General features: G+C 65.0%; 18 protein-coding genes. 3 read left to right on the top strand and 15 right to left on the bottom strand.

The features are described 5' to 3' along the window. Nucleotides 1–25: 25 nt before the first annotated feature. Together BWQ92_RS05625 and BWQ92_RS23480 are read left to right on the top strand one after the other, a co-directional pair. Complete coding sequence (locus tag BWQ92_RS05625; protein ID WP_157365109.1) at nucleotides 26–997, top strand: hypothetical protein; 972 nt, start codon at nucleotides 26–28, stop codon at nucleotides 995–997. Beyond that, complete coding sequence (locus tag BWQ92_RS23480; protein WP_157365110.1) at nucleotides 994–1,674, top strand: hypothetical protein; 681 nt, start codon at nucleotides 994–996, stop codon at nucleotides 1,672–1,674. The genes BWQ92_RS05625 and BWQ92_RS23480 overlap by 4 nt, the downstream gene beginning before the upstream one ends. Before the next feature lie 36 nt (nucleotides 1,675–1,710). Here BWQ92_RS23480 and BWQ92_RS05635 read toward each other — a convergent pair whose 3' ends face one another. From BWQ92_RS05635 to BWQ92_RS23485, 15 genes are all read right to left on the bottom strand, one after another. Beyond that, nucleotides 1,711–2,553, bottom strand: a complete 843-nt coding sequence (locus BWQ92_RS05635; protein WP_076798668.1) for a triose-phosphate isomerase family protein — start codon at nucleotides 2,551–2,553, stop codon at nucleotides 1,711–1,713. 57 nt (nucleotides 2,554–2,610) lie between these two features. Beyond that, a complete protein-coding gene (locus tag BWQ92_RS05640; protein WP_076798669.1) occupies nucleotides 2,611–4,014 on the bottom strand; it encodes an MFS transporter in 1,404 nt (467 codons plus the stop codon). 209 nt (nucleotides 4,015–4,223) lie between these two features. Next, nucleotides 4,224–4,991: an SDR family NAD(P)-dependent oxidoreductase gene (locus BWQ92_RS05645; RefSeq protein WP_076798670.1), complete on the bottom strand. Its 768-nt coding sequence runs from the start codon at nucleotides 4,989–4,991 to the stop codon at nucleotides 4,224–4,226. A gap of 154 nt (nucleotides 4,992–5,145) precedes the next feature. After that, nucleotides 5,146–6,114 carry a 3-hydroxyacyl-CoA dehydrogenase family protein gene (locus BWQ92_RS05650; protein WP_076798671.1) on the bottom strand — a complete coding sequence of 323 codons (969 nt, stop codon included), beginning with the start codon at nucleotides 6,112–6,114 and terminating at the stop codon, nucleotides 5,146–5,148. A gap of 2 nt (nucleotides 6,115–6,116) precedes the next feature. Next, the gene (locus BWQ92_RS05655) at nucleotides 6,117–6,599 is read right to left on the bottom strand and encodes a ribose-5-phosphate isomerase (RefSeq protein WP_076798672.1); all 483 of its coding nucleotides are present in this window, start codon (nucleotides 6,597–6,599) and stop codon (nucleotides 6,117–6,119) included. Next, nucleotides 6,596–8,365, bottom strand: a complete 1,770-nt coding sequence (dhaL, locus tag BWQ92_RS05660) for a dihydroxyacetone kinase subunit DhaL (protein WP_076798673.1) — start codon at nucleotides 8,363–8,365, stop codon at nucleotides 6,596–6,598. Before dhaL ends, BWQ92_RS05655 begins: the two co-directional genes overlap by 4 nt. A 52-nt stretch (nucleotides 8,366–8,417) precedes the next feature. Then, entirely contained in the window at nucleotides 8,418–9,413 is a 996-nt protein-coding gene (locus BWQ92_RS05665; protein WP_076798674.1) for a sugar phosphate isomerase/epimerase family protein, read from the bottom strand. A gap of 293 nt (nucleotides 9,414–9,706) precedes the next feature. Next, nucleotides 9,707–10,438, bottom strand: coding sequence for a GntR family transcriptional regulator (locus BWQ92_RS05670; RefSeq protein ID WP_172804252.1), 732 nt, complete (start codon nucleotides 10,436–10,438; stop codon nucleotides 9,707–9,709). Nucleotides 10,439–10,490: 52 nt separating this feature from the next. Further along, the gene (locus BWQ92_RS05675; RefSeq protein WP_076798675.1) at nucleotides 10,491–10,967 is read right to left on the bottom strand and encodes a hypothetical protein; all 477 of its coding nucleotides are present in this window, start codon (nucleotides 10,965–10,967) and stop codon (nucleotides 10,491–10,493) included. Beyond that, complete coding sequence (locus BWQ92_RS05680; RefSeq protein ID WP_076798676.1) at nucleotides 10,964–11,611, bottom strand: signal peptidase I; 648 nt, start codon at nucleotides 11,609–11,611, stop codon at nucleotides 10,964–10,966. Before BWQ92_RS05680 ends, BWQ92_RS05675 begins: the two co-directional genes overlap by 4 nt. After that, nucleotides 11,598–12,200 carry a hypothetical protein gene (locus tag BWQ92_RS05685; RefSeq protein WP_076798677.1) on the bottom strand — a complete coding sequence of 201 codons (603 nt, stop codon included), beginning with the start codon at nucleotides 12,198–12,200 and terminating at the stop codon, nucleotides 11,598–11,600. Before BWQ92_RS05685 ends, BWQ92_RS05680 begins: the two co-directional genes overlap by 14 nt. A 74-nt stretch (nucleotides 12,201–12,274) precedes the next feature. After that, nucleotides 12,275–12,814, bottom strand: a complete 540-nt coding sequence (locus tag BWQ92_RS05690) for an alternate-type signal peptide domain-containing protein (protein WP_076798678.1) — start codon at nucleotides 12,812–12,814, stop codon at nucleotides 12,275–12,277. A gap of 185 nt (nucleotides 12,815–12,999) precedes the next feature. Next, nucleotides 13,000–14,073 (bottom strand): alkene reductase, encoded by a 1,074-nt coding sequence (locus BWQ92_RS05695; RefSeq protein ID WP_076798679.1) that lies wholly within the window; start codon nucleotides 14,071–14,073, stop codon nucleotides 13,000–13,002. Nucleotides 14,074–14,152: 79 nt separating this feature from the next. After that, nucleotides 14,153–15,082 (bottom strand): PKD domain-containing protein, encoded by a 930-nt coding sequence (locus tag BWQ92_RS24200; RefSeq protein WP_236783119.1) that lies wholly within the window; start codon nucleotides 15,080–15,082, stop codon nucleotides 14,153–14,155. An 11-nt stretch (nucleotides 15,083–15,093) separates the two neighbouring features. Then, nucleotides 15,094–15,768, bottom strand: a complete 675-nt coding sequence (locus BWQ92_RS23485; protein WP_076798680.1) for a DUF6318 family protein — start codon at nucleotides 15,766–15,768, stop codon at nucleotides 15,094–15,096. Between the two features lie 182 nt (nucleotides 15,769–15,950). Between BWQ92_RS23485 and BWQ92_RS05710 the strand changes: the two genes are divergently transcribed. Further along, on the top strand, nucleotides 15,951–16,385 hold the full coding sequence (locus BWQ92_RS05710) for a pyridoxamine 5'-phosphate oxidase family protein (protein WP_076798681.1): 435 nt from the start codon (nucleotides 15,951–15,953) through the stop codon (nucleotides 16,383–16,385). Nucleotides 16,386–16,392: the final 7 nt, after the last annotated feature.

Raw genomic sequence — 16,392 nt, forward strand, 5'->3', positions numbered from 1 at the left:
TTGATGCCCGGTGAGAAACCAGCGGGTGCGTTCAGCGAAGCGGCCGGCCACCGATGGTCCCGCACGGCGCTCCTCCCGGGATTCTGTCCGGCCGTCGCCAGCGGCTGACGTTGAAACCGCGGCCGCCCGGGCCAGTCATACGCTGCTCGAGTGGCTGGGCGTCGCCATTCCGGCGCTCTCAGCCGTCACCGGCCTGCTGTTCGTGTTCGGCTGGACCTACACGAGCTCCCGGCTCGCCCACTTCGGCATCGACCACACCATCCTGGGACTTACCACCGCCGATTACGTGCTGCGCAGCGTCGACGCCATCTATATTCCCGCTGCGGCAATCCTGTTCCTGGTACTGGCGGCGCTGCTGCTGCATGCTGGAATCTCAGGGCTGCGCAGACGCGGGCGCGCGCTTCCCGCGCTGCGGCGGACTGGCATAACGGCGCTTGTTGCCGGCATATCCGCCGCCGTCCTGGGGATCTGGGCAATGTTTGTCCCGGTGCAGTTCGTGTCCCCCTATCTGGTGCCTTCGTTCCTTCAGGGCGGGGGGCTTGCGGTGGCAGCCTTCGGGTTTTTCCTGCTGCGCCGGCTCTACGCTGCACAGCAGCACCCGCCCCGGACCGGTATCCCCCGGTGGGAGTACCGCTGCTATTGGCTCGTGGTTTCGATCGTGGTCCTGAATCTTTTTTGGGCGTCCGCGCAATTCGCGTCGGCGCTTGGCAGCAACCGGGCCCTGGATGTAGTCCGCGATCTTGGCAAACGTCCGCTGGTGACCGTTTTCAGCAAGCAGTCGCTGGCTATTTCCCGTCCGGTGATGGAGCAAAGGATGCCGGGTGGTGACGTCGCTTACCGGTTCAGGTACACAGGGCTCCGGCTCATCATGACGGCCGGCGGGAAATACCTCCTTCTGTCCGAGGGCTGGTCCAGGGAGTCGGGTACAGCTGTTGTTCTTACGGACAGTCCGGATATACGCCTTGAGTTCGCTCCGGGAGGAGTCACCCGCCGATGACCATAATTTCGCCGCTGTTCGTATTGTCTGGCCTCGCGGTCCTAACCATGGTGTTGGGTGGCTGCGATCCCGGCCAGGCTTCGAGCCAGGTGACTCTCATCGCCGGTGGACAGCCGACCGGCGGTGTCGTTCCGCCGTGGCCCTCGGGAGAACCCGAGCCCAGCGGCATACCTCTGCCGCAGGGCGCGCCGCCCCCACGCACGCTCGCCTTTGCTGCGCCGGCTGACTCCCGGACTCCGGAGACGGAATCACTGGAGGTGAAGGCAGGCGACGAAGGCCTGTCCATATCGTCGGTGACCTTGTCCACTCTCGCCGGACAGGACAACTTCTCCATCACAGGCAATACCTGCAGTGGCGCTGATCTCGGTTCAGGCCAGAGCTGCAGAATCGAATTCTCGTTCCGGCCCGGCGGTGATGGCCGTTCGAAGGCTGAAGTGGTTCTGCGCTCGAAAGAGGAAAAACCGCTGGCAATCGTTTACCTGGACGGCCGGACCACAGCAGCCACCGCCACACCAGGGCCGGTTATCACAACGTCAGCTGACACACCGGAACCGTCACCGACTACGGGCACCAGCACCCCTGGCCCGGATCCCACCTACACCGGCACTGACGTGCCCTCGCCGCCGGCAACATCGGTTGACCCGCCATCGACGCCCCAATCCACTGTCACGCCGTAACGCAGCCAGCCGCCGCATTTCCTGGGTGTGGGAAGGCTATGCCCCGCCGCTAACCTCGGCTAGCGCTTCATCCAGCACCTTCCCGAAGTTCGCGGCGTCGTGAGCGAACCGGCCGAGGAAGAGGCCAGAGACACCGTCCAGGGTGGGCAGCAGGCCGGGTTTCGCGGAGCCGCCGTAGATGACGGGGAGGTCCTGCAGCGCGTGGGCACCGAGCAGCTCCCGCAAAACACGTACGACGGCGGACACGTAGTCCGCGCTGGCGGGCTCGGCTGCGCCGATGGCCCAGACAGGTTCATAGGCGATGACCAGGCGGGCTGCCAGGTCCCAGTCGCCGTCGGCGGCGGCCCCGATCTGGCCATAGACGAATTGGGCGGCGGCTTCCGCGCCGGCCGTGTTGCCGCCATCGGTGCTGCCGGCGCCGGCACCGCCATCAGATAAAGCGCGCGTCTCCTCCCCCACGCAGAGCAGCGGGGTGACGCCGGCGCCGTCGGCCGCCCTGACCTTGAGCGCGATCATGGCGTCGTCCTCAGCGAAGTGCCGCCGTCGTTCTGCGTGCCCGATCTCCACCAGTCCCACGCCCAGCTCGGCGAGCAGCGACGGTGAGAGCTCACCAGTCCACGGACCGTCGGCCCAGCCGCAGTTTTGGGCACCCAGGACCAGCGCCGACCCGGCAAGGATTTCCCCTGCCGCTGGAAGCACGGGGAAAGAGGGAATCACAAACGGGACCACCCGCCCGGCCGCGAGGGCCGGGCGGGCGTCCACCTGTTGGCGCAGTTCATCCAGCCAGCGCAGGCTGTCCCGGTAGCCGAGGTACATCTTGGTGCTGACGCCGACGAAAGTCGTGCCGGGGTCCTTGATGGCCTGGCTGAGCTGGGTCACGGGGTTTCCTGCCTTTGCTGGTGGTGCTGAATGGTGTTGCTGCGCCTTTGCTGCTGGCTACTTTTCCAGCACGGGCTGCTTTTCTGCAGTGCCTGCGATGCCGGCAGCGTCGGTTCCGAGCAGGTCGTCCGCCTTGTTCTTGAACTTCCGGGTGCCGGACATCAAGATCGCTGCGAGGAACGGCAGCACACCGAGCGCGTAGACGCCCATGGTGCCGGTGTCCGAGGCGGTGACCTGGTTGACGGTGGTCCGCAGGATCGGGGCGACGAACCCGCCCAGGTTGCCCAGCGAGTTGATGAGCCCGATGCCCGCTGCGGCGGCAGTTCCGGTGAGGAACGCCGTCGGGTAGGACCACGCGATGGGGCCGATCGAGAGGAAACTGCACACGGCGAGGGTGATGAACACGATGCCCAGCGCCGGCAGGTGGTTGGCTCCCGCCCAGGCGGAACCGAAGATACACAGGCCCGTGGAGATGAACAGCCCGGTGCCCCAGGTGCGGCGGCGGATCACGGTGTTGGCAGCCTTGCCGATGAAGTAGCAGGCGAAGATGCCGAAGAACCACGGGATGGCGGCCATAAGTCCGACGGCGAGACCCACCTTCTGGCCGGTCAGCTGGGCCACCTGCTGCGGCAGGTAGAAGGTCACGCCGTAGACGGCGATCTGCAGGCAGAAGTAGATGACGGTGAAGTACCAGACACGGCCGTTCTTCATGGCGGCAAGGACGCCGCGGGGGCCGGACTCTTCCTTGACGTTGTCCTCGAGGGCCATGACGTCCTGCAGGGCCTTCTTCTCGTCCCTGTTGAGGAACTTGGCCTCCTGCGGGCTGTTGATCAGGAAGAAGTAGGCGGCGATGCCGGCCACGACCGCGAGCATGCCTTCGACGAAGAACATGACCTGCCAGCCCTGCACGCCGGGAACCTGGTCGCCGATGTTGATCAGCCAGCCGGACAGCGGGGCGCCCATCATCTGGGAGAAGGGCTGGGCCAGGTAGAAGATGGCGAACATCTTGACGCGGACCTTGTTCGGGAACCAGGCGGCTAGGAACATGATGACGCCCGGGAAGAGCCCGGCCTCCGTCACGCCGAGGAGGAACCGCAGGATCACGAAGGAGACCTCGTCCTGGACGAAGGCGAAGCAGGCGGAGACGATGCCCCAGGTGACGGCGATGCGGGCCAGCCACACCTTGGCGCCGAACTTGGTCAGGAGCAGGTTGCTGGGGATTTCAAACAGCGCGTAGCCGATGAAGAAGATGCCGGCGCCCAGCGCGTAGGCGCCTGCGGTGATGCCTTTGTCCGCCTCAAGCGCAGCCTCGGCAAACCCCACGTTGGTGCGGTCCAGGAAGGCAACAATGTACAGGATGACAAGCATCGGCATGAGCCGGAAGGATGCCTTGGAGATGGCCGATTTGAGAACCGGTGACTCCAACAGCTCCTTCGTGGCGGATGTGGATGTGACAGTCATTCAAACTCCTCTTTGAGTAAAAGTGAGCAAATCAGGGCACAGCGAACGGACCCGTCCGGGAGGAACGGATTCCGGGTAAATCAGGTTGTTACAGCGAGAAACTCAGATCCCGAAGGCGATGAGCAGCACGCCGGCCAGGCAGGCGAGGACGCCGACGGCCAGGTAGATCTTGCGTTCCTTGGTCCACGAGCTAAGCATTGTGGTCCTTCCTAGTGCATGTAGAGGCCGCCATCCACATTCAGCGTCTGGCCGGAGATGTACCCGGCGTCCTCGCTGATGAGGAAGGCGATGGCTGCGGCGATGTCCCGGGTGGAACCGACGCGGTTCACCACGAGGTCCTTGACCAGTTCGTCCTTGCGTTCCTGGCTGAGGGTGCCGCCCATGATGTCGGTGTCGATGGGGCCGGGCGAGATGGCGTTGACGGTGATGTCGTACTCGCCCAGTTCGCGGGCCGTGGAGCGGGTCAGGCCGATCACGCCGGCCTTGGCCACGGAGTACGGGGTCTTGGAGAACGTTCCGCCGCCGCGCTGTGCGGAAACGGACGAGATGTTCACGATGCGGCCGATCCCGTTCTTCACCATGGACTCCGCGACGCGGCGGGTGGCGTAGTGGACACCGTTGAGGTTGATGTTGAGCACGCGGTCCCATTCGGCGGCCTCGAGTTCCAGATACGGGACCGGCGAGCTGACGCCGGCAACGTTCGCGAGGGCCACGATCTGCGGCAGCTCAGCCTCGATCGAGTCGATGGCCGCACGGACCGACGCCTCGTCGGCGACGTTCGCTCCCACGCCGTGCGCCTTCACACCGTACTGGCTGGCGATCTCCTTGGCCGTGGCCTGGCAGAGGGCGTCGTCGAGGTCGATGATGCCGATGTTCCAGCCCTGCTCCGCCAGGTAGTTCACCGTGGCCCGGCCGATGCCGCGCTCGGAGACGGCGCCTGTGACGATGGCCGTGCGTTCGGACGGAAAAGTGCTCATATATGTTCTCCTGAGTGGTAAGGGACCGGTTGCTGCCGGGCGGAATCACCGGCAGCAACCGGAGGAAATCGGGCAGCACAACAGGAGGGCAGCTGCCCGGGGCAGCGCCCGCCTGCTGTGGTGTTTAGTGGATCGGTGTTTAGTTGATCGGTGCTTAGTTGATCGGTGCCGGGCCGAGTTCCTCGATCAGCTTCTGCATCGCAACGTAGGCCTTGTTGCGGTAGGCGATCAGTTCGGGCGTCCGTTCGGCCGGAACGTTCAGGAACCCTGCACCGGTCTTGGTGCCCAGCTTGCCCGCCTCGACGAGGTCCGTAAGGATCTTCGGGGTGGCGAAGCGCTCCGGGAAGTCGGTCTGCAGCGACTTGTAGCAGAAGTTGTAGACGTCCAGGCCGGCCATGTCGGCGATCGCGAACGGGCCGAAGAACGGCAGCCGGAAGCCGAAGGTGGTGCGGACCAGGGTGTCCACGTCCTCCGCCGTCGCAATGCCCTGCTCCACCAGCTGCGCGGCCTCGTGGAAGAGCGCGTACTGCAGGCGGTTCAGCACGAAGCCGGTGACGTCCTTGACCACGGCCGTCTCCTTGTTGGCGGAGTGGACCAGGTCGCGGACCGCGGCAACCGTCTCGGTGGAGGTGCCCTCGTGAGGGATGATCTCCACGCCGGGGATGAACGGCGACGGGTTGGAGAAGTGCACGCCGAGGAAGCGCTCCGGGTTGGCGACCGGCTGGGACAGCTCGGCGATGGAGATCGTGGAGGTGTTGGAGCCGATGATGGCGTCCGGACGGGCGGCAGCGCTGATGCGGGCCAGGGTCTCGTGCTTGATGGCGATGACCTCAGGCACGGCCTCCTCGATGAAGTCGGCGTCCGCCACGGCCTCCTCGATGTCCTTCGCGGCCCAGAGGTTCTGCTTCAGGATCTCGGTGGAGCCTTCGGGGAACAGGCCGTCGGCGACGAACTGGTCGGACTCGGTGAGCAGGCGCTCGTAGTTCTTCTGCGCCACCTCGGCGGACACGTCGGCGAGGGCGACGCGGGCACCGCCAAGGGCGAGCACCTGGGCGATGCCGCCGCCCATGTAACCGGAGCCGACGACGGCGAACTTGCGTGAGCTGGTGGGTGTTTCAGTCATGTTCAGTCGGCCTTCGTGTAGTCGGGTTCGTACGAGCAGATGGCGTCAACCTTGGCGGCTGAGGAGGAGTTCACATCGAAGCGGTGCCCCAGCCATTCGCCCACGAGCTTCTTGGCAAGTTCCAGCCCGATGACGCGCTGGCCCATAGTGAGGACCTGGGCGTTGTTGCTGAGCACGGAGCGTTCCACGGAGTAGCTGTCGTGAGCGGTGACGGCACGGATGCCGGGCACCTTGTTCGCGGCAATGGCCACGCCGAGGCCGGTGCCGCAGATCAGGAGCGCGCGGTCCGCTTCGCCTTCGGCCACCTTGCGGGCGGCAGCCACAGCCAGGTGCGGGTAGGCGGTGGAGTCGTTGGCCGCCACCCCGATGTCCTCGACGGAGGCAACGCGCGGGTCGGCCTCCAACAGGGCCTTCAGTGCTTCCTTGTATTCGACGCCGGCCTCATCGTTGCCGATGACAATGCGCCAGCCTTCTGTGTTGCTCATTCTGTTGCTCCGTTTCCGGCCGTCGGGGCCATGTGGGATACGGCCGGTGTGGAATCGGCCGTTTCAGATGCGAGGTAGGTGGCAACCCGTTCGACAATCAGTCCGAACGAAATTGCACCGGGGTCCGGGTGGCCGAGGCTCTTTTCAGCCAGCGGGCGGGCCCGGCCCTTGAGGGGGCGCAGGTCCGCGGTCCGGCGGGCCGCCTCGGTGGCGGCGGCAGCGGCACTGGTGAGGGCTCCGGCAAGGGAGGTCCCGCCGTCGAACGCATCCTTGAACGCGTCGCGGAACGGCAGGAGGGCGTCAACCATTGTCTTGTCCCCCGGCTCTGCCTTGCCGAGTTCGGTGATGGCGTTGGTGAAGGCGGACACGGCGGCGGCCGCGTCCCCGGCGTCGTACGACTCCCGGTTGCCCAGCGCGAGACCTGCGGCCATCACGGCCGTCCCCCACAGCGCGCCGGAGGTTCCGCCGGCGCGCTCGCTCCAGGCTTCGCCCGCGGCGGTGAGCACGCGTTCAACCGAGGCTCCGGCGTTCTGCTCGCCGGCGGCGGCGGCCGCGTCAACACCGCGGCGCATGCCGATGCCGTGGTCGCCGTCGCCGGCAATCGCGTCCAGGTCGCCCAGTTCCGCTTCATGTTCGACGACGACGTCCCGCACCTGGGCGAGGACGGCGGCTGCCAGCCGGCCCAGGTTGGCGGACGCCGCGGTTGCCTTTTCGGTCTCCGCTTCCGCCGACTCGTCAGTGCCGGTGAGTTCGCGGCGGGGACGCGGCGCGGTGTTGCCCTTGCGGTATGCAGGGGTGTCTGCCGGTGCGGCCCAGAACTGCTCGAGTTCGTCGTCGAGCCACAGCAGGGTAAGGGAGAGCCCGGACATGTCCAGGCTGGTGACCAGCTCGCCGCACTCCGGCTCAACGACCGTCAGGTTGGCGGCGTTGAGGAGCTTTTCGACCTTGCCGAACAGGAGGAACAGCTCGTCGTACTTGACGGTGCCCAGACCGTTGACGATGGCAACCACGCGGTCGCCGGCGTCGTCCGGCTTGTCCTCGAGCAGCCGGGACACCAGCAGTTCAGCAAGCTCGGAGGCGGTGGGCATGGGGTGCTCGGAGATGCCCGGTTCGCCGTGGATGCCCAGGCCAAGCGACATCTGGCCGGCCGGCACGTGGAACAGCGGCTCGGTGGCGCCGGGCAGCGTGCAGCCGTCGAAGGCGACGCCGAGGGACCGCGTGCGGTAGTTCGTCTTGATGGCGAGGCGCTCCACCTCGTCGAGGCTCAGGCCCGCCTCGGCCGCGGCGCCTGCGATCTTGAAGACCGTCAGGTCGCCGGCGATGCCGCGGCGCTTCTCGATCTGGTCCAGCGGGGCACTGGCGATATCGTCCGTGACCAGTACCGTGCGCGTCTCGATGCCCTCGGCGTTCAGGCGAAGCTGTGCCTGGCCGAAGTGCAGCACGTCGCCGGCGTAGTTGCCGTAGCTGAGCAGCACGCCGCCGCCGGCGTTGGCTGCCTTGGCCACGCGGTAGACCTGTCCGGCGGCCGGGGACGCGAACATGTTGCCGCACGCGGAACCGGCGGCCAGGCCGGGCCCGACCAGGCCGGCGAAGGCCGGGTAGTGGCCCGAGCCGCCGCCCACAACCAGGGCCACCTGGCCGGCGGGGATCTCGGTGGAGCGGGCTACGCCGCCGTCCACGCGGGCAACGTACCCGCGGTTGGCGGCGACGAAACCGTCCAGCGCCTCATCTGCGAAATCAGCGGGATTGTCGAAGATCTGAGTCATGGTTCCTCATTGAATCCGGGTTGGATGATCGGTTGCTTCTAGTGAGGCGCCTCTAGCGGGCGACGGCGGCGGGCTGCTGCCGTCCCTGCGCCACCTGGCTCTGGCCGAGGGCGTAGCCGTCCTTCTTGGGCAGGACGTGGCGGCGCAGGTAGTCCTGGTTGCTGGCCGTCACGGAGAGGCCGTCGCCGCCGTAGTGCTCGGTGCACAGGATGCCCTGGAAACCAACGGAGAGCGCCACCTTGAACGCCTCGCGGTAGTTGATCAGGCCGCTTTCCATCGGGGCGGGCATGGCGACGTACATGTCGCGGGCCACGTCCTCGTCCCGGATGTAGTTCTTCATGTGCCAGTAGTTGGAGTACGGCAGGGTCTTGGCAACCATTTCCCGCCAGTCCTCGATGGGCCGGTGCAGGCGGATGAGGTTGCCGAGGTCCGGGTTGAGGCCGACGTTGGACAGGCCGATGTCCTGGACGAACTGCACGGAGGAGTCCGCGGTGCCGATGTAGGTGTCCTCGTACATCTCGAGCGAGAGCAGGATGCCAACCTCAGCAGCGTGGCGCCCAAGTTCCTGGAAACGCGAGACGGCGTTGTTCCAGGCCTCCTTGTCCCCGACCGGGTCCTTGTAGCCTTCGACGGTCCAGAACCAGAGCTGCTTCTGCTGCTCCGGGGTGATTGCCTGGTGCAGCCCGAAGGAGACGACTTCACAGCCCAGTTCTGCTGCCGCATCGATGGTGCGGTGGCTGTAGGCCAGGTTGTCCTCCCACTTGCCCTCCTGAATGATGCTCTGGCGGATGGCGGAGATGACCGGGATGCCGATGCCGACGCTGTCAGCGGTCTGCTTGAACTCGGCGAGGCGCTCCTTGCTCAGGTCGCCGGGGCGGACCCAGCTGTCGGTGAGGTCGGCATTGGCGAAGCCTGCTTCCTTGACCTCGGTGAAGACCTCGGCCCAGGCGGAGGCATCGGCGTCGTTGATGTGGGTGCCCTGAGCGTCAACGCCCGGGAACTGCAGCAGAGCGGCGGTGATGGGCCAGTTGTCGGCGGTGTAAGCCATTCGTGTTCACTCCCTCGTGGAATCCTGTTTCCTATAGGATTTACTATCTAGTAGCAGTTGTCAAGGTCACACCTTCAAGAAGCGCATTCTTCTGAGCGATCATCGAAGATCCTATAGGGATGACGCCGGCCTGTGAAGCGGCCCACATCGGAAGCCGTGCGCCACTGCACCTTCCACGCTACGCTTCTCCCAGCCACGTAGCAGCAGAGGCCGTTCCCAGACCTGGAAACACCCTCTGCTGCTTCTTACATTGGCGGCGGCACCGGCCCTTCTCCTCCGGGGCGGGCCCGGCTCTACTCCTCCGGGGCGTCGGCCATTGCGCGTTCGCGGACCTTCTGGATGTGCGCCGCCATGGCCGCTTCTGCCTTGTCCGGGTCGCCGCTCGACAGCGCGTCCAGGACGGACTGATGCTCGGCGATGGCGTATTCCGCGTCGGTGATGCCCACCCCGCCAAAAAGCCGGAAGCGCTGGACCTGTCCGCCCAGGGCCGCATAGGCACCCACCATGAACTGGTTGTCGGTCTGCTGTGCGATCAGCTGGTGGAAGCGCTCATCGGCTTCGAGATAGTCCTTGTACTCCACAAAGGACGGGCCGCGCGGCGCGGATTTCAGGTCCTCGACTGTCTGTTCAAGCTCGGCAAGGCGGTGCGGGTTCAAGCGCGCGCAGGCGAGGCGGGCGTTGACGGGCTCGATCGCCAGCCGGGCCTCCATGAGATCCGCAAAGTCCTCCCGGGTGAAGACCGGCGCAACGCGATACCCCTTGAGCGCCACCCTGCGGACCATGCCCGTGTGTTCCAAGCGGGCCAGTGCTTCGCGGACAGGAGTCGGGGAAACGTCCAGCTCACGGGCAGTTCCGTCAATGCTGACGGCGGCCCCTGGTTCCAGCCTGCCGTCCATCAGCGAGGCGAGCAGCTCCTCGTAAACGTGGTCGGCCAGGACCTGACGGCTGACCGTCCGGCCTCCCTTGCGCCCGGTCTGATCCTCGGGCCGGCTGCCGGCGCGGGTGCCGTTGGACGCTTTTTGCATGATCAGATCCTATAGGGAGGCCTCAGGGAGGGCTGCACCCGTGACATTGCCATCAGGCGCAGAAGATCTTGGAGTTATTTGTGTTGACCGACAGTGTGGTGATTTCAGCGGACACCCACTGCCCGTCAACCTGGGCTCGTACCCGGACAGCAAATCCCGCGCTGGCTGAGCCTATGGCGGACGTCACCAGCGGTGACGACGGCTGGAGGACAATGGACGATCCCACGCTGGATTCGGTCCCGTAGGAGCCGGAGAGGCTGCGTGAGGAGATGAGTGGCGGCTGATTGACCGTTCCCACCGTGGTTATGGTCAGGGTCAGGGACCTGTTGCTGTTGTTTGAGCCCTCGGTGCAGGCGATGGAAATCGGGGACCAGTCGGCGGCGGAGACTGTCAGGTTCGCCGTCGCTGACTGCTGCCAGAGTGCGACGGCGGAGCTCCCGCCGATGCCCAGCAGCACCGTCAGCATGAAAGCGAAGAGCGCCAGCATTGCGCCGGGGACCTTGGCCTGGACGACGTCCGGGGTTTTCATGCCGCCGTGCCTGCTTCGCGGCGCCGGCTGCGGACGTTCCGGAAGATGAGGAGTGCGCCGTATCCGATGAGGCCGGCAGCGCCCACCGTCACCCAAAGGCCACGATCGGAATTCCCCAGCGCGTTGGCGACATAACCGGCGTAAGGGACGGCGTAGAAGAGCTTGCCATTCACCTGTGGCTCACGAACGGGGTTGGGATCGCTGGTGTCGTTGTTGTCGCCCTTGGTGATGAGGGTCTTCTCCCCCGTCTGGGTGGTTCCGAAGCCAACGATGCGGTGCGTCTCCACCGCGGGCTTTCCCGACTCCAGTTGGAACGTGATGACATCCCCGGCCTGCAGTTCGCTAAAAGCCGTGGGCTTGACCACGAGGTAGGTACCCGGTGAGTACTTGGGGGCCATGGAATTCGTCAGAACGGCGTAGGTTTGGGAGCCGGTGGCCTTCGGAGCGAGGATCAGGACCAGGGCGGCGAACAGCGCGACCATCAGCAGCACGAAGTTGACGGCTCTGCCTGCCGCCGCGAGCCAGCGGAGGGGCGGGCGGACTCCATCGCGGGTGTTGTCCGTGCCGGAGTCGCCTGGATCCGCACCGTCAGCGGGACGGGCAGCGGACGCATCCGCCGTCGTAAGAATGCTAGGCGCAGCCACTGGGCACCCCGCAAAGTTGCGTTGCAGTGAGGGGAATCGAGATGCTCACGGCTTGTCCTTTCACGGCGGCTGGAGCGTTGGAGGCGAGCCTGACTTCAAAGCACAGCGTCGTGCTGGCGCCCTTCGGGACAGTGACCGGAGTGAGGCCGGTGTACCCCGTCGTGCCGCACGTGGCCGCGCTTGTTGCGGACTTGGCGCTGACGGTGAGGTACGTGGCCAAGCTGCCTCCCCCGGCGTTGGTAAGCACCGGCGCGCCTGAGGTGACGCTGATGTTGAACTGGCCACCGGCGTCGGAATTGTTCGTGGCGGTAATGCTGGCGTAGACAGCGGTTCCGGGCATCAGCGCGGCCAGGGGAATTGACTGGGTAGTGACCGCCAGGTTTGCGGGAGTCCCTGCCACTGTCATGCTTGTGAGCTGGTTGGAAGGCGCCCCGGCGAGGTTGACGTCGAAAGATGCTGACGTCACCGTGCCCGGCGCTGCGGCAGCAGCGGCCGACCAGAGTGCGTAGCTGCCCTGAACGGTCAGGAGGCCCAAGAGCACCGCCGCGGCGACAAGTGCCGCGGCCCGCAGGTGGCGCGGGATGCTCATGGCTCCTCCTGACCCTAGTTTGGTGGTACTGGCGTTTGGACTTCCGGCCGCCTCGAGCGGCGGCCGGAAGCGGCTTAGGTACCGGCTACGACGGGGACGATCTGGTTCAAAGTGAAGGCGACCCTGCCGAAGTTGTAGCTCTTGGTTACGTCGGCGCGGTTTGCAGTGCCCGACTTGAACTCAAAGGTGATTGTGGCGGTGACCGTCCCGCTGGTGGTCAGCGGGTTGCTCACAACCGCGCTCGGGGAACCGGCGGTCAGGACAGGGTTGGTCACAACGACGTTGTCGGCGGTAAACCCGTTCACGGCACCGGTGCCTGTGGCGGCGATGCTGGCAGCCATCTTGTCGCCGACGAGGGTGACGTTCAGGACCTGGGTGTACGTCAGCTTGTCGCCGGGAACCACCCTGTAGTTGCCGATGTTGGCGATGGTGAGGCCGGCGTCGTCCGTCCAGACACCTGTGTCTGCCACCACGTTCAGGTCGCCGGCGACGACTGTGCCGGGAGTGGCGGACTGGGATGCGTTCCAGGAGGCCAGCGTGCCGCCTCCACCCAGCAGCAGCGCCGCACCAACGGCGATGGCGGCGGTTCCCTTGATTAGTGCGCTGTTCTTCATGGTGAGACCCTTCAAGAAGTGATGGATAGATTTCCCCTGGAAAGAACAATGCCGTCCCCCGCTCAGGTATCCATGCGCCAAAGCGTCAAGATTCACTCAAGAACGTTGCCCCTTAAACCAATGGAGCCGCCCCCGGCGAAGGGGCGGCTCCATCAGTGGATCACGGCTCGTTCGAGCAGAGGAGGCTAGGCCGGCTGGTACACCGGGTAGTCGGTGTAGCCCTTCGCACCCTCGGCGTAGAACGTGGACTGGTCAGGTTCGTTCAGCGGCAGGCCCTCACGCCAGCGGCGGGCGAGATCCGGGTTGGCGATGGCGGGCCGGCCCACCACGACGGCGTCCGCGTGTCCATCGGTCACGAGCGAGAAAGCCTCCTCGCGGGTGGTGATGACGCCAAAGCCGGTGTTGACCAGGAACGGCCCGTTAAAGCGTGACCGCAGGTCCTGGACCAGGTCGCCGGTCGGGTCGGCGTGCAGGATGCTCAGATAGGCCAGGTCCAGCGGGGCGATCGAGTTGACCAGCACCTCGTAGGTTGCCCGGACGTCGGCGGAATCCGTTTCCTCGATGCCCTGGACATTGTGCTCGGGCGAGATGCGGATTCCGACGCGGTTGGCGCCGAGTGCCTCCACGACGGCGTTCACCGTCTCGATCACGAAGCGGGCGCGGTTCTCGGGCGAGCCGCCGTAGCTGTCGGTGCGGACATTGGTGTTCGGCGCCAGGAACTCGTGGAGAAGGTAACCGTTGGCGGAGTGCAGCTCCACGCCGTCGAACCCTGCCTCGATGGCATTGCGCGAGGCCGCGACGATTTCCTCTCGGACGATCGGCAGCTCGTCGATGGAGAGCTCGTGCGGGACCGGGTGCGGCTGCTTGCCGTTGTAGGTGCGCGTTTCACCTTCGACGGCGATTGCACTGGGAGCCACGACGCGGTGGCCGCCGTTGATGTCCTCATGCGAGACGCGGCCGCCGTGCATGATCTGGGCGAAGATCCGGCCACCCTCAGCATGGACGGCGTCGGTGACCTTCTTCCAGCCTGCAATCTGCTCGGCGGTGACCAGCCCGGGCTGTCCGGGGTAGGAACGGCCGGCGGGGCTGGGGTAGGTTCCCTCGCTGACGATGAGGCCGAGGGACGCGCGCTGGCGGTAGTGCTCCACAACGAGCGGGCCGGGTACGCCTTCCTTGCCGGTGCGAACACGGGTCAGGGGTGCCATGACGAGGCGGTTGGGGAGTTCGTGCTCGCCGAGTGTCAGCGGGGAAAACAGCATGCGGAGTTCCTTTCACAATGCATCAGGTTCACCAGCTGTAACTGTGGCGCGCGTGCAACTATTCCGTGTGTGCCGCACTTCACCTCCCCAAGGGACAGCCTTCGCCGCGGGGGTTTGCGAGGCAATCGTCGGCGTAGTTGCGCGTGACGGATCGCCAGACACTCACCGTTTGGGGTGGAGAGCTGAACTGACCTTGATTCGGTATGGGAAGGTTCGGGCCGCCGTTCACGGAGTACGTTCCTTGGAAGTATGTAGTGAGGACGACATTGAAGTCACCGGTCGCTGCGTAGGCGTGACTGGTACGGGTCTTCTCACCCCAGCGGTTTTGAGGGAGCGGCCCGCCCATGGTGGTAGTCGGGCCAAGCGAAGTCCCGTCACCATAGTCCCACCGGTATTGGACGGGCTTGGCGATGATGTGGATTCGCTGGGCCAAGATGGTGATGTCGAAGGGCTGCTCTGTGGCCTTTGCGTAGAAGTTGGTTTCCGCGCCACGAAGAGTGTGGGGGCTCGGTTGCGCCGTCAGCGTTCCCGGCGCAATAGGCAGGTTTTCGAACGCCTCTTGAATCCGGGCAGCGATCCTCGGCAGCAAGTCCTCGGGGTTCCGATCATAAAGGCACGTCGGGCCGCCACCGTTTCCTGTCCAGTCCGTCCACTGAGGTTTCTCTATCTCCCGAGGAGCAACCTTCCAGACCACAGGGGTCCCCGGCTTCCCATCGGCCCTGGGCGGACAAATGCGTTGATTTGCCAAGCAATCGATAGCCAAGTTGCCGTCGTCCACTTGGCACTGGGGAAATGCGTTGTACTGGTTCGGATCGTTGCTGACATAGCCCGGCGGGGCGGGAACCATCTCCCCACTGTCCTCGTCCGGGACCCAAGCGCCAACAACGAGGTGTGTTTCGCCGTATGTGGCCGAACCACCGTAATCGTCGTCCAGTGCATAACCGTGCTGTTGGAAACTAAATGCCAGCAATGCGGCAAGCGTAACTGAAATAATCGCCCGCTTTGTCACGATTTCGCCGATCAGCGAACGGGATGCAGGTCAGCCACGGTCCAGCGATTGCCCGAATACGTCGCTATAACTACCGAAGCGGTATTCGATCCAGCAGCAGGACTTCTTCCGACGCTTTTATCCGCCTTATAGAACTGCGTTTCTTCCTGGATGACCTGCACGAGAACCTGCTGACTCCCCGCTCCCGTCTTGAAATTCGCCTCAATTGAAGGAGCCGAAAGACGACCACCAACCTGCCAACGCCCCTCTTTGTACCCGATCGCAATACTTTTCTTGAGAAGGTTACAAAACTCGCAAGAGCCGGAAGTTAGCTCCGCCCAAGACGACAAGTCACCCGTCTCGAAGCCGTAATTCAGTAGGGCGTACCAATACTTCGTGAACGCCTCCAGGCCCTCCTTCGTATTCTTGTCGGCCAGGGGCGGCTTGACCGGTACAGGCACGTTCTGCGCCCGGCCCTTGGCATCGGCCGGCTTGTAGACGGGTGTCGGCTTGGGCGTCGGAGTGGCGCTGGGTGTGGCGGATGCCGAACCGGAAGTGGACAGGGCTGGCGACGCCACAGCAGAGGCAGTCGGTCCGGCCTGAGGCTCGCCTCCACCGCTACAGCTGGTGAGCACAAGGACGGACACAGCTACGGCAGAGATCAAAGGCAGACGGAGGCGTTCAGAAGAGCAGGTACGAGAAGTCATGCGCTAATCCCCCCGGATAGGTTTCAAGACATCTGTGTCCGAACAATGGTTAAAGGGTAACCGAGGTCACACTTTCCGGCTCAAAGTTATCCACAGGCCGCCCATGGCGCCTCACCGTGGTTGCTGGGAAAATCTCTCCGTACCCCTATCCTTTTTCTACAGCCCGTAGAAGAATGGAGCGCATGATGTTCAACCACACCGACGGCGATCCCATCCTGATCCTCGACGAAGAGCAATGCTGGCAGCTTCTGGAAAACACAAAGCACGGCAGGCTCGTGGTCACTGTGGCGGGCGAGCCGGATATCTTCCCCGTCAACTACGTGACCAGCCGCCGAAAGCTGTACTTCCGCACGGCGCCGGGCAACAAGCTGGCCCAGGTCACCATCAACGACAGGGTCCTCTTCGAGACGGACGGCATCATGTCGGACCAGGCGTGGTCGGTGGTACTCCGCGGCACTGCGCGCGTGCTGAGCAAGTCAGCGGAGATTGCCGAGGCCGAGGAGCTGGGACTCGCATCCTGGGTGCCCACGCTCAAGGACTTCTACGTCGAGATCGATCCGGGCTCCGTGACCGGCCGGCACTTCCAGTTCGGCGAGCAGCCGGAGCGCGATTTCTAGCGGGGCC

It is taken from the genome of Arthrobacter sp. QXT-31, assembly GCF_001969265.1.
Lineage (GTDB): Bacteria > Actinomycetota > Actinomycetes > Actinomycetales > Micrococcaceae > Arthrobacter.

What these genes read in the sequence shown, in the direction of transcription:
- BWQ92_RS23480 (WP_157365110.1), top strand. Translation starts at nt 994, where the DNA reads ATGACCATAATTTCGCCGCTGTTCGTATTGTCTGGCCTCGCGGTCCTA.
- BWQ92_RS05640 (WP_076798669.1), bottom strand. Translation starts at nt 4,014, where the DNA reads ATGACTGTCACATCCACATCCGCCACGAAGGAGCTGTTGGAGTCACCG.
- BWQ92_RS05645 (WP_076798670.1), bottom strand. Translation starts at nt 4,991, where the DNA reads ATGAGCACTTTTCCGTCCGAACGCACGGCCATCGTCACAGGCGCCGTC.
- BWQ92_RS05650 (WP_076798671.1), bottom strand. Translation starts at nt 6,114, where the DNA reads ATGACTGAAACACCCACCAGCTCACGCAAGTTCGCCGTCGTCGGCTCC.
- BWQ92_RS05655 (WP_076798672.1), bottom strand. Translation starts at nt 6,599, where the DNA reads ATGAGCAACACAGAAGGCTGGCGCATTGTCATCGGCAACGATGAGGCC.
- dhaL (WP_076798673.1), bottom strand. Translation starts at nt 8,365, where the DNA reads ATGACTCAGATCTTCGACAATCCCGCTGATTTCGCAGATGAGGCGCTG.
- BWQ92_RS05665 (WP_076798674.1), bottom strand. Translation starts at nt 9,413, where the DNA reads ATGGCTTACACCGCCGACAACTGGCCCATCACCGCCGCTCTGCTGCAG.
- BWQ92_RS05670 (WP_172804252.1), bottom strand. Translation starts at nt 10,438, where the DNA reads ATGCAAAAAGCGTCCAACGGCACCCGCGCCGGCAGCCGGCCCGAGGAT.
- BWQ92_RS05675 (WP_076798675.1), bottom strand. Translation starts at nt 10,967, where the DNA reads ATGAAAACCCCGGACGTCGTCCAGGCCAAGGTCCCCGGCGCAATGCTG.
- BWQ92_RS05685 (WP_076798677.1), bottom strand. Translation starts at nt 12,200, where the DNA reads ATGAGCATCCCGCGCCACCTGCGGGCCGCGGCACTTGTCGCCGCGGCG.
- BWQ92_RS05690 (WP_076798678.1), bottom strand. Translation starts at nt 12,814, where the DNA reads ATGAAGAACAGCGCACTAATCAAGGGAACCGCCGCCATCGCCGTTGGT.
- BWQ92_RS05695 (WP_076798679.1), bottom strand. Translation starts at nt 14,073, where the DNA reads ATGCTGTTTTCCCCGCTGACACTCGGCGAGCACGAACTCCCCAACCGC.
- BWQ92_RS23485 (WP_076798680.1), bottom strand. Translation starts at nt 15,768, where the DNA reads ATGACTTCTCGTACCTGCTCTTCTGAACGCCTCCGTCTGCCTTTGATC.
- BWQ92_RS05710 (WP_076798681.1), top strand. Translation starts at nt 15,951, where the DNA reads ATGATGTTCAACCACACCGACGGCGATCCCATCCTGATCCTCGACGAA.